The following is a 12,255-nucleotide window of genomic DNA, read 5'->3' as shown; positions in this document are numbered from 1 at the left end:
GCGAAGGAGGCTATGCCAGATGAATGATCAAGATCACTGCTGCTCGTCTGATCGCGCCACCGTGCGGCCTGATAAAATCAAGTCCAACCTTGTCTCGCGGCTCAACCGCGTAGAGGGACAAATTCGCGGAATCCGCGGAATGGTGGAAAAAGACGTATACTGTGACGACATCCTCAACCAGATCGCTGCTGTGCAGTCCGCCTTGAATGCCGTGGGCAAAATGCTGCTGGAAGGACATATGAAATCTTGTGTCATCGAGCGCATTCAGCAAGGGGATAGCGAAGTAATTGACGAGCTTTTGAAAACGATGAACAAACTAATGAAATAGCGGTGCCAAAGCCCGTAAAAACGATTGCAACCGCATACGGCTTGTCGTATCATAGGTGCATATATTTATGAAAATAACTATGAAAACCAAAATATAGGGAAAGTGAGGGTGTGTGATGCCGGTTACAATCTACGACGTGGCAAGAGAAGCGGGGGTTTCGATGGCGACTGTCTCCCGTGTAGTCAACGGGAATCCCAACGTAAAGCCTTTGACCCGAAAAAAGGTACTGGCTGCGATTGAACGTCTGGGGTATCGACCAAATGCCGTTGCTCGCGGTCTCGCCAGCAAAAAAACAACAACCGTCGGTGTCATCATCCCGGATATCTCCAGTTTGTTTTTTTCCGAATTGGCCCGTGGAATCGAAGACATTGCAACGATGTACAAATACAACATCATCCTCTGCAACTCTGACCAGCGGATGGAAAAAGAATTGCAGTTGATCAATACGCTGTTGGAAAAGCAAGTGGACGGGCTGCTGTTCCTGGGGGCAGAAATTAAGGAAGACCACCTTCAGGCGCTGACCAGCACTTCGGTGCCGACCGTTCTCGCGGCTACCCGCGATGCGGACAACGTGCTGCCTTCTGTGAGCATCGACCATTTCCAGGCCGCTTACGATGCGACGGAAGCTTTGGCTTCGCGCGGACACAAGCGGATTGCGATGATCTCAGGCCCGCCGAACGATCCGCTCAACGGCCTGATGCGTTACGAAGGCTACAAAAAGGCGTTGAAGGACAACGGGATCGAGCTGGACGAGGAGCTGGTTGCGACAGGCAACTACTTTTACGAGTCAGGGCTTTCGACAACGAAGGCATTCCTCGCGCTGGCTGAGCCGCCGACAGCGATTTTTGCTGCCAACGATGAAATGGCGATTGGAGCGATCCATGCCATCCAGGATTCCGGTCTGAACGTGCCGGGCGATATCGAGGTCATCGGCCACGACAACATTCGCCTCGTGGAAATGGTGCGCCCGCGCCTGACTTCCGTAGTTCAGCCGATGTACGATATTGGTGCGGTCGCGATGCGCCTGCTGACCAAGTACATGAACAACGAAAACGTGGAAGAGCACGTTGTGCTGTTGCCGCACCGGATCGAGTATCGGGAAAGCACCAAGCCGCAGCAGGCTTGATCGCATCGCCCGCAACAGATTGCCAGCAAGAGGAGGATAAGTGGATGCGGTACGGAATTATCGGCGCAATGGACGAAGAAATTGCGCTGTATTTGGAAGCGATGCAACAAGCCACGACGACGGTCAAAGCCGGAGTGGCTTACTATAGCGGGAAGATGGAAGGCAAAGAAGTCGTGCTTTGCAAGTCAGGTGTCGGCAAGGTGAATGCAGCGGTCACGACGCAAATTTTGCTCGATCAGTTTCAGGTGGAGCGCGTCATTTTTACGGGCGTAGCTGGTGCCGTTCACCCGGAATTGAACATTGGCGATATTGTCGTGTCGACAGACTGCTTGCAGCATGATATCGACGTGACGCCGCTCGGCTTTGCCCCGGGGCAAATTCCGTTTACGGAGCAATGGACATGGCAAGCCGACCAGGAGCTGATGCAACAAGCGATCGAGGCTGGAAAAGGATTGGAAGCGGGTGTTCAGGTAGTGAGCGGCCGCATTTTGTCCGGTGACCAGTTTGTCGCCAGCCGGGAAAAGGTACAATGGCTGTACGAGCAGTTCCAGGCTCATTGCACGGAGATGGAAGGAGCGGCAGTCGGACAAGTGTGTGCGATGAACGGCGTGCCGTTTGTCGTCGTGCGATCGATGTCCGATAAGGCAGACGGCTCTGCGCATGTCAACTTCGTCGAGTTTACCAAGCTTGCTTCGCAGCGTTCGTATGCGATTGTCCGCAACATGCTGCTGTCCGATGCCAGTTCGTCGGAGCCAGGCGTAATCGTCTACTCGACGAAAAACTGCGTCGATTGCGACATGGTCAAGCAGTGGCTGACGGCAAAAGGGATTTCGTTCGAAGTGCGCGATGTCATGACCAGCCGCGCCTACCAAGAGGATGTCGAGCGTTTTGGCTTCATGGGCGTTCCGGTAACCGTTGTGGGCGACAAAGCGGTCAAAGGCTTTGCGCCAGCCGAGCTGGAAGAACTGGTGAAGCAATCATAAAATCACACAAAAGCGGGGAGATCAGCATCGTTTCGGTGCGCGATCTCCCCGCTTTTTCGTATGTTTTTTCGCAAATGTCATCTGCTATTTGCTTGCTTCCGTAGGCGCGTACATCATGGCGCGCTCCAGCGTGATCCGGTTTTTTTCCGTAATCTCTGCCCGGCGGGGGATAGCGGGAAACGGTTCGTCAAACAGGCGGGTTGGCAGCGGCAAGTCTGTCTGCGGCTGCCAGCGCTTGAGCCAGCCAGAAGGCAGGTCGCCATCTTCCAGCGGCTGATCGCTCATCTCGCTCCACACAAGCGTCCATGCCCGCGGCACCACTCGCCAAATGTCGTAGCCGCCGCCGCCGACCGCGATCCAGCGGCCATCGCACAGCTCGTGAGCGAGGCGGTGGGCGAGCCTTGGGATATCTTGATAAATGCGCATCGAGCAGGAAAGGTGCGTGAGCGGATCAAACGTATGGGCATCACAGCCGTTTTGGGTCAAAATCACGTCCGGCTTGAAGCCTCTTGCCAGCTTGGACACTAGCTCGCCGTACACTTCCAGAAAAGAGTCGTCTTCTGTGAACGCATCGAGCGGCACATTGACCGAAAATCCGTAACCGCTTCCATCCCCGCGTTCCGAGAGATTCCCCGTTCCCGGAAACAAGTATTTTCCCGTCTCGTGAATGGAGACAGTCAAGACGTTCGGGTCATCGTAAAACGCCCATTGTACGCCATCTCCATGATGCGCGTCGGTGTCGATGTACATGACGCGTGCGTTCCAATGTTTGCGCAAATAGGCGATGGCGACGGAGCAATCGTTGTAAATGCAAAAGCCCGAGGCTCTCCCGCGAAACGCGTGATGCAGGCCGCCAGCAGGATTGAAGGCGTGTTCTGCTTGTCCCTTCATGACAGCATCGACGGCGTTCAACGTCCCTCCGACAATGAGGGCAGCCGATTCGTGCATGTTCTGAAAACAGGGGACGTCCTCCGTGCCAAGACCGTAGCTCGCTGCCTGGGGCAGCTCTTTTTCGCTATGGCCCTGATCGCGGACGAACTGGATGTAGCGTGCGTCATGAACGAGAGCAAGCTCTTCGTCGGTTGCCATGCGCGGGGCAATGATGTCTGACTCAGCGAGTAGGCCGTAGCTGCTCATCAGATCGTGCATGAGGAGCAGACGGCGTTGGTTAAAAGGGTGGTCATCGTTAAAGTAATACTTGGTGTAGTCGGGGGAGTAGATCAGACGAGCGTTCCGGCTCACAAAATTACCCCCCCATCCGTCGGTCCGACGACAGAAAATCCTCTTTGGAGCAGCAATTGTGTCACGACGCGCGGGTCAATCGTCTGGACGCGGAAGACCAGATTCTTTTTGCCGGGATTTTTTCCTGGAAACACGATGACACTGGTGACATTCACTTGTGCTTCGCGGAAAATCTGGCTGACCTCAGCCAGCATCCCGACGCGATCATCCACTTCTACTTCGATGTGCGAGCTGGGCTTGTTGACCCCGAACAGCTCGATCAGGCTGGAAAACAGGTCGGATTCCGTAATCATCCCGACGAGGCGGTTTCCTTCCACAATCGGCAAGGAACCGATCTTGTGCTCATAAATCTGGAGGGCGGCATCTTCGATGAAATCAAGCGGGTGAGCAGTGATGACCTGTTTTTGCATGATATCGGCAACAGGCTTGTGCAGCACGGTATCGTCATCGTCGTGGGTAAGCAAGCGGGAGGGGAGGGCATCGCGCAGATCGCGGTCCGAGACGATGCCCACCAGCTTATCGTCATCCAGAACAGGCAAGTGCCTGATTCGGTTGGCTCGAAGCAGCAAGAGGGCTTCTCCGATCGTGGTAGCTGGTTGGGTGGTAACGACGTTTTTTCGCATGATATCTTCTACGCGCATGAGTGATGGCCTCCTTGCATCCTTTGAAAAAGATGTCCAGACTAATAAAGAAAGCGATTCTGAAAACGCATGGCATCAAAAGCGACAACCGTTTCAGCAGGAACTCGTTTTCCGATTTTGGCCATCAGACAGTTGGCGGGATGAGAGCATATTTCCGGATCGTCTGTCGCCATCCAGGTAAGTCCGACGCTGCCCATTACTTTTTCCATGACCTTTCTGTACTGCCAGACATCAAGCCCTGTACCTTTCAGATCCCAATGCCAGTAGTACTCGGTCGTGATAATCACGTAGTCTTCCATCGCATCGTCCGCAAAAGATACTTCAAGGAGCTTCTTGGCTACGCCGCCCGCGCGAACTTTGTCACTGATCTCGATGGCGCCAAGCTCAAGCAGGTCGGGCAGCTTGGCCATGGACCAGCGCTCCAGCGGATCGGGATGGAGGAAGGTGACATAGCCGAGAACGAGGTCGCCTTCCCGCGCCAAAATAATGCGTCCTTCCGGCAGATCGGCAATTTCGATCAGAGCTTCGTGTTGCTGCTCCGGGATGCGGAATGCCTTTAGCCCTTCATCAAAGCGCAGGTCAGCCAAATGCCTCCCTGTAACCGGTCCCTCGATGAGAAGCTCTTTTCCGTTCACGATCATGCTCGCAGAATGATAGCGTTTGACGTGTTCCATCAGTTCCCCCCCTTTGCTTGTAGAAAAAGAGAGATGGCGATTGCGACCATCTCTGCTGATTCTTCTTCCTAGTCTATTCTGTGGTGGTTGCCGTTACGTTGTTTGAATGTGGCGATTCTCCGTAACTGTTGACGGCGGTGATGTAGTAACTGCCGTTCGGAACGTTTGTTGCGTGCGTGTAGCTCGTTGCCGATACGGTGTCGAGCAGCAAATAGCCGCTTGCCGCATCCGGGCTGAAATACACGTTGTAGGCAATGACCTGCTCGGTGGAACTGTTGCCTTTCCAGGACAGCTTCACGTTGTTGCCGCTTGCCTTGAGCGACAGCGATTTCGGAGCGGAAGGAGGTGAAGCGGAAGGCGTATTCGGGTTTGGATTCGAATTGCCGTTTGTGTCGTCTCCCGACCCTTGCTCGCCTGGATTCGTTTGATTGTTGCCGCTGTTATTGCCGCTGCCGTTATCCGTCGGTGGAGTCGTCGTGTCACCCGGCTGCGGCGTTCCCGTGTCTGTGCCCGGCAGCTCCCACGTATGGGAGGACGAGCCGACAGAAGCGATAGCAGAAGGGGAGGACTCGTTTCCGGCGATATCGACTGCTGTGACATAGTAGCCCAGATCACCGCTGCCTGATGCCGAATCGGCGAAGGTCAGTTCGGCCGGATCTTTCACTGTTGCGACTTTGACAAAGCCGTTTTGCGGATCGGCGCGGTAGATGCGGTATCCGACGAGATCGGCTTCCTTGCCAGACTGCCAGGAGAGCGAAATCTGTTTGCCAGAGCCGCTTGCGGTCACTCCGCTTGGCGCTGACGGCGCTCCGCCAACCTCTGTGCGCGGGTCTTCCTTGTCCGGGAGACGCTGCTCCCAGTCAGGCGGCTGACTTGCCACTTTGCTGTTTTTGGCTTGAATCTGTTCCTTGGAAGGAAGCGGATCAGGCGAGCGGTAGAAAATGCCTTCGGTGACAAAATCGTCCGGAGTGCCTTCCTTCGCCAGATAACGTTCCCCGTTGTACGTAATCAATCTAGCTTTTTGGTGAGAATCGTCCACCTTCGTCGGAACGAAGCGGCGATTGAACAAGTCGGTAATCACATGTCCTGCCTGCTTGGACAGCTCGCTTGGCAGCAATCCGGATTTGGAATCGACTGTTGCGCTGACAATCCCTGCCGGCTTTTTAAAGGTTGCGTCAGGGGGAGACAAGTTCGGGTGCTTGTCCATGATTTCTTTCATGACTTTGCCCCAGACAACCATTGGCACGTATTTGTCCGCATCCGGCATCGGGTACGGCTCGTCAAATCCGACCCAGACACCCATGGACAACTCCGGCGTGTAGCCGACGAACCAGAGGTCGTTGCTGTTGTTGGTTGTCCCGGTTTTGCCTGCCACATCGACTTTGCGCGGTACAAATTTGCGAATGTGGGTACCTGTTCCGGCGTTTACGACCGAACGCATCATGTCTGTGATCAGGTAAGCGGTTTGCTCGCTGTAGACTTGAACAGGCTGAGCCTCGTGACGATAGACTACCTTGCCCTGACTGTCTTCGATTCTGTCGATGAGGTATGCATCCACAAAGGAGCCGTGGTTAGCGAACGTCGCGTAGGCATTGGTCATTTCCTCCGCCGTCGTCCCGTATGTAAGTCCGCCGATTACGCCTGTTGCAGCGTGGTTGTCTGCATCGACCAGCGTGGTGATCCCCATTTTTTTGACGTATTCGAGTGCGGTAGGAATCCCGACCTTCAAGTACGTCTTGATCGCGGGAATATTCCAGGACATCCGCAGCGCTTCACGTGCACTCATGATTCCTTGCCATTTGTTGTTCCAGTTTTTCGGCAGGTGAGAGCCGTTTTGGCCGTCTGCGAGCAGCACGGGTGCGTCATCGATTGGCGAAGCTGGCTGCAAAAGCCCCAGTTCAAAGGCAGGAGCGTAGGCTGCCAGCGGCTTCATCGCCGAACCAGGCTGGCGCGGCACAGTCGCGTGGTTTGTCTGCTCCACTTTAAAATCGCGTCCGCCGATCATCCCGAGAATCGCGCCCGTTTTATTATGGATGAGCATGGCTCCGACTTCTTCCAGCGCGTTCTCGATTTTCTCCGTCTTGCCGTTGGAGCGGCGAATCGTGTAGGTGCGGTTTTTTCCGAAGTTTTTCGGATCGGTCGCAACAGCTTGCATAATGTTGTAGACATTTTTGTCAATCGTGGTGTGGACCTTGTAGCCTTTGCGCAAAATGTCGCGGCGCTTGTCCTCGACCAGTTGACGGTATTCGTTGCGTCCGATGGTGGACTTGTCGCGCCCTTTTTCCGCGAGATCAGCATCGACCAGCTGACGGGCGGCCCGATCCTCGATCTCCATCATCAGGAACGGAACTTCGCGGTACGCTTGCTGAGCAGGCTTGGCCAGCTGCGCTTTCAGGTCGGCCTTGAGCGCACCATCGTACTGGGCCTGGGTAATGTAGCCATTTTCCATCATGCGGTCCAGCACCATTTTCTGGCGCTCCTTGCCGCGCTGATAGCTTTCGGCGCGAAATGGAGAGTACGCGCCAGGATTTTGAATCATGCCAGCGAGGTAAGAGCCTTCGCTGAGATTCAGTTCCTTCACATCTTTGCCAAAAATCCCTTTGGCGGCAGCCTGTACACCGTAGACGTTGGAGCCGTTGGCGTTTTTCCCGAAGTAAATTTCGTTCATGTAGGCTTCCAAAATCTGATCTTTGGAAAACATGCGCTCGATCCGGATGGCACTGAAGATTTCCCGCGCTTTTCGGGTGTGGCTCACTTCAGCGGAGAGGATCGTATTTTTTACGAGCTGCTGCGTAATCGTACTACCGCCTGTCACGACAGGTTGGTTGGTGAATTCCTGGATCGCTCCACGCATTGTGGATTGAAGGGAAACGCCGGAATGTTGGTAGTAGGTTTTGTCTTCTGTTGCGATGATGGCATTGATCAAATAAGGAGAAACGTCTGCCTTTTTCACCAAGCGCCGATCGCCTTCTTCAGCCCGCAATTGGCCGATGAGAGAGCCGTCGTTGTAGTAGGCGAATCCAGTCAGATAATTGGTGAAAATTTTGTCCTCCAGTTCCTCCTTGCTGCGCACTGGCTCGTCTTTCACGAGTGCGGCAACATAACCTGTCACGATTCCTCCGGCGACAGCTGCCCCCATAAGCCCAAGCAGAAACACCATCTGTACGATGATCCATATTATTCTGCCACGGCTACGGCGTCGCTTTTTTTTCGACGGTTCAGAGGAAGATGTGTGGTTATTCGACATAGTCTACGACCCCCTAGCATACCCCCTAATTATACCATACGAGGAACCATGAGGGTAGAAGCGATGATAGCGTCTACAGAGAAGTTCCGTGCATCGTCTGAATCTGTCAAAAAGTGTTGCGTTTTGCCTGTTTATGGCCGAACGCGGTTTAGGTTTATACGAGAAGCAGGATCGAGTTTGCCACCAGGAGCACAGCCATGGTGATGTGAAAGCCGCGCTCGTTTCTCTGGAGAAACTTGCGGAGTTGAGCGGCGTCAGCAAGACGATGATCGGGCAGATTGAAAGAGGGGCTGTTGAAATCGAAGGGGGAGGCTCGTTAGGCTCCGGTGCTCATCAGGAGGGAACGGAAGAGTTTTTGACGGTTTTTTCCGGGGAGCTGGCAGTCGAGATCAAAGGAGAGACGTATACGTTGCGGGCTGGCGATTCGCTTCGCTTCAAGGCAGACAGGCCGCACAGCTATGCAACGAGGGAGCGGAGCTGGTTCGCGTGAGCATGGTCATCTACTATCCGGGGTGATCTTTTGCAACGGATGGACGAGGAGCGAAAGAGGGCTGATCATAGAAAAAAGAGCAGGCCGACGGGCGGCACTGCTCTTTTTATGTCCAGACGATTAACGGCTGTAGAACTCAACGATCAGAACTTCGTTGATTTCGGAAGGCATTTCTTCACGGTCTGGGAGACGAGTGTAAGTACCTTCAGCAGCAGCATCGTTGAATGTTACGTAGTTTGGCAGGAAGTTGCGAGCTTCCAAAGAGTCCTTGATCAGTTGCAGACCACGGGACTTTTCACGGATGGAAATCACATCACCCGGTTGAACACGGTAAGATGGGATGTTCACTTTTTTGCCGTTTACCAGGAAGTGGCCATGGTTTACCAGCTGACGAGCAGCAGGGCGAGTTGGAGCGAAGCCCATGCGGTATACCAGGTTGTCCAGGCGGGATTCCAGCAATTTCATGAAGTTTTCACCGACTACGCCAGCCATTTTGCTAGCTTGGTCGAAAGTGCGGCGGAATTGTTTTTCGTTAAGGCCAAACATGTGGCGCAGTTTTTGCTTTTCTTGCAACTGGATTCCGTACTCGGACAGTTTACGACGGTTGTTGTGACCGTGTTGGCCCGGAGGGAAGTTGCGCTTGATGTCTTTTCCTGTACCGTCGAGGGAGATGCCCAGACGACGAGCCAGTTTGTGACGAGGTCCTGTGTAACGTGACATGTATTCAGTCTCCTTTAAATTGGATTCGTAGGTGTTTACTTCCGGCAGGTTAGTTCCTACTTTATCTACACGAACTTCGGACGGTAGCGTTTCCGCATCGTGCTCCTCACAGATATTCAGCCGCAGTCTGTAAAGGGAGGGAACTAAGAAGGTGTATCCTTCCGTTTTTACCTACAATCAATGCTACCCTGTACACATACACTTAATCATACTAGGCGAGGTGTGGGGAAGTCAAGTGAAAAGACATGCGCCATCCTATAAGAGCGATGGCGCAAAAGTCTTATTAGTCGCGGAGGGCAGCTGACAGAGACTCCGGGGTTCCGCGTTTTTCCAAAAAGCGCGTGAACGTAATGGCCGCATCCGCACGCGATACGGCTGCTTGTGGCGCAAACGTCGTCTTTTCCGCAGGCACGATGCCCATGGCCGTCGCGATAATAATCGAAGCACGGTGCTTGGCGTTTGCGATATCCGTGAACGACGACTGGAACATGCCAGGGTAGTCGGTCAGCTTGTTGTAGCCAAGCGCCCGAACGATCATGTCGGCCAATTCATCGCGCGTAATCGCTTGATCAGGATTCAGTGCAGACGCGTTTTTGTCCAAAAGGCCGCGGTCTACAGCACCTTCGACAGCGGAGAAGAAGCGGGAGCCGTTTGCCACGTCGCTGTAAGTCGCCTTTCTTTCGGCGGAGTACACCGGGTATTGCTGGCCCTGGTTCAGGCTGATCATCAGCATCTCGATCATTTCGCCGCGAGTGATCGGTTTTTGCGGCAAAATTTTGCCATCTTCCAGAGAGAGGGCGTCGTATTCGTACATCAAAAGCAGTTCCTTTTCAGCGGGATGATCTTTGAGATCAAGCGGTGCCTGGCGATGCAGGTTGATCGCTTTTCCAGATGCAGTCGAGTGCCACTCGCCTGACGTCGCATCGAGGTAGTAAGGCTGCTCGAACGGCGTTGCAGTCACGCGATAGACAAGCTTCGCAGTTCGTTTCGGAATGTAGGACGGCTGATTCTGCACTTTCTTGTTGTCTTCCTCGCTGAGCGGTTCAAGGGCATAAACCGCTTCTGCCTCCGATTCTTTCCACCAAGACTGGACAGCTTCTGCCGCAGACAAGTGCTTTGGTACTTTCGTCGGATAAGTTTCGCCGCCGAAATCAGCGTTGTAGGACAAAAGTTCGCCTGTTTCCGAGTCGTACGTAAGGTAGGCAGAACCGCTGGCTGCGGCGACACCGTCGATGTAGCGTTCAAACGAGATGCGGAAGCGGTCGGAGTTATACGGTTCTACTTCTGCTTCACTCTGGCCACGATCAAGCAAAAACAACTGGTGTGCTGAAGTCGGCGTCCACTTGCGCACGGTTTCCATCGCCGCCTCCGTCAGCTTTTTCGCATCGGCAGTCTTTCCGGATTTTTCCCCGTCTTTTCGCACAGGCCGATCTTTGCTGTACGAATAAATGTCTCCTGTTACGGCGTCGAATGAGACAAATACGTAGCCGTCGCCTTCCTTGCCTTTTTGGGCGTATTCAAGATTCCAGATCGCGCGGTTGGCCTGGTAATCTCTTTCGTTGTAGTTGGCGGAACGAAGCTCGTAATTGGCGAGGTCAAACGTCTTTTCCGCCCACTTGACCGCTTCGTCCTGGCTCAGTACCCCGCCGGAGCGTCGCGGAGAGAGCGGTTTGCTGCTGACGGCGACAGGCTCCTTCAACTCGCTGCGGGGAGTGAGGGATGAAGTGTTCAAGGCTTTGCCGCTTTTGGCGTCGATGTAGAAAGCAAACGGATTGTTATAAGCGAGTGAGACGCTGTTTTTTTCAGAACCGGAACGATTCCAGGGCAAAAGGTAAGCAAGCTGCGGGTCTGCCTGTTCCTGGAAAAGCTTTTCCGCTTCCTCCAAAGAAATCGCCTGGTCAGGCTTTTCGAATTTCACCTCGTTCCACGACAAGGAAAATTGATTGACGACCCCTGAGCCGTTTACTGTGATGTCTGCTCCGTTATCCGGGAACAGTACATCATCCACTACGCGGACAAAGCGGAATGTATAGGAAGCATCGGCATTGAGCGGCGTTTTTTGCTTCGGCGTCTCGCGCAGATAGAGGCGAGTTTCGGCAGCTTTGCCCGGATTGTGCTTTTTCAAAAACTGCTCGGCGGCAGTGCGGGCATCTTCATAGGACACTCTTTTGGCGTAAGGCAGGTTGCTGCTGCTTTGATCGTAATAGGAGTAAGAGGTCAACTCGCCAGTGTTGGCATGGATGCTGACGCTGTACGACAGAAGCGTTTGCTCATTTTTCGAGTCCTTTTTTGTCCAGCTGAACGACCACTCCGGGAAGGCGCGCCAGCTGTCAGAGGAGCGAAACGACACGTTTGTCAGTGTGAGTCCGCTGGTCGGAACCACTTTTGCGGCAAGAGTAAGCGCCGCTTCTTTGGACAGCTTTACTTTGCTTGCCGCCGCCAGCAGAGTGCTGTCAGCTGGATTGGCAGCGACTATTTTGCCTGTAGCGGCTGCAGGTGTTTGGGCATATGCTTGTGCTGCGGGCAGCAGCAGGCTTGCTGTCAATACGAATGAGCTGGATCGAATTATCCAAGGCTTCATGAAAATTCCCCCCACGATGTTAATATCATTTGCTTTACAACCTCTGACGAGAGGAAGAGTGGAATCGTTTCATCTGGAAACGAGAAAAAAGAGAGCGCATTTGCGAAAAAGCAAGAAACATAGGAATTTTGTACCAAATGTTAACGGATGAAACTAGAATTGTGAACAACCATCTTATATAATAAGTAGTACTATCCATCCTACAATTGAAAAAGACAGTTTC

Annotated in this window: 9 protein-coding genes and 1 pseudogene; 4 read left to right on the top strand and 6 right to left on the bottom strand. The window is 53.6% G+C overall.

What is annotated here, in order from left to right:
* The first annotated feature begins 19 nt into the window (after positions 1-19).
* The 3 genes from DEP07_RS17160 (at position 20) to DEP07_RS17150 (ending at position 2,437) form a co-directional block, all read left to right on the top strand.
* Entirely contained in the window at positions 20-328 is a 309-nt protein-coding gene (locus tag DEP07_RS17160; RefSeq protein WP_063228119.1) for a metal-sensitive transcriptional regulator, read from the top strand.
* Between the two features lie 115 nt (positions 329-443).
* Positions 444-1,454 (top strand): catabolite control protein A, encoded by a 1,011-nt coding sequence (gene ccpA, locus DEP07_RS17155; protein ID WP_122964016.1) that lies wholly within the window; start codon positions 444-446, stop codon positions 1,452-1,454.
* Between the two features lie 44 nt (positions 1,455-1,498).
* A complete protein-coding gene (locus DEP07_RS17150) occupies positions 1,499-2,437 on the top strand; it encodes a 5'-methylthioadenosine/adenosylhomocysteine nucleosidase (protein WP_217022312.1) in 939 nt (312 codons plus the stop codon).
* A gap of 84 nt (positions 2,438-2,521) precedes the next feature.
* Here DEP07_RS17150 and DEP07_RS17145 read toward each other — a convergent pair whose 3' ends face one another.
* From DEP07_RS17145 to DEP07_RS17130, 4 genes are all read right to left on the bottom strand, one after another.
* Positions 2,522-3,679 (bottom strand): acetoin utilization protein AcuC, encoded by a 1,158-nt coding sequence (locus DEP07_RS17145; protein ID WP_287102790.1) that lies wholly within the window; start codon positions 3,677-3,679, stop codon positions 2,522-2,524.
* Positions 3,676-4,320, bottom strand: a complete 645-nt coding sequence (locus tag DEP07_RS17140; protein WP_122964019.1) for a CBS and ACT domain-containing protein — start codon at positions 4,318-4,320, stop codon at positions 3,676-3,678. The genes DEP07_RS17145 and DEP07_RS17140 overlap by 4 nt, the downstream gene beginning before the upstream one ends.
* Before the next feature lie 41 nt (positions 4,321-4,361).
* Positions 4,362-4,994 (bottom strand): hypothetical protein, encoded by a 633-nt coding sequence (locus DEP07_RS17135; RefSeq protein ID WP_063228124.1) that lies wholly within the window; start codon positions 4,992-4,994, stop codon positions 4,362-4,364.
* Positions 4,995-5,067: 73 nt separating this feature from the next.
* Positions 5,068-8,241: a penicillin-binding protein 1A gene (locus tag DEP07_RS17130; RefSeq protein WP_173599882.1), complete on the bottom strand. Its 3,174-nt coding sequence runs from the start codon at positions 8,239-8,241 to the stop codon at positions 5,068-5,070.
* A gap of 205 nt (positions 8,242-8,446) precedes the next feature.
* On the opposite strand from DEP07_RS17130, the pseudogene DEP07_RS17125 reads away from it, so the two are divergent.
* Positions 8,447-8,757, top strand: a pseudogene (locus DEP07_RS17125) (cupin domain-containing protein).
* Between the two features lie 94 nt (positions 8,758-8,851).
* Here DEP07_RS17125 and rpsD read toward each other — a convergent pair.
* The gene (gene rpsD, locus DEP07_RS17120) at positions 8,852-9,451 is read right to left on the bottom strand and encodes a 30S ribosomal protein S4 (RefSeq protein WP_063228128.1); all 600 of its coding nucleotides are present in this window, start codon (positions 9,449-9,451) and stop codon (positions 8,852-8,854) included.
* A 283-nt stretch (positions 9,452-9,734) separates the two neighbouring features.
* Positions 9,735-12,032: an S-layer homology domain-containing protein gene (locus DEP07_RS17115; RefSeq protein WP_281868199.1), complete on the bottom strand. Its 2,298-nt coding sequence runs from the start codon at positions 12,030-12,032 to the stop codon at positions 9,735-9,737.
* Positions 12,033-12,255 lie beyond the last annotated feature (223 nt).

The organism is Brevibacillus sp. (assembly GCF_003521185.1).
Lineage (GTDB): Bacteria > Bacillota > Bacilli > Brevibacillales > Brevibacillaceae > Brevibacillus > Brevibacillus parabrevis.
The sequence above is the reverse complement of the archived record's forward strand: the minus strand, read 5'-3'. Positions and strand labels throughout refer to the sequence as shown.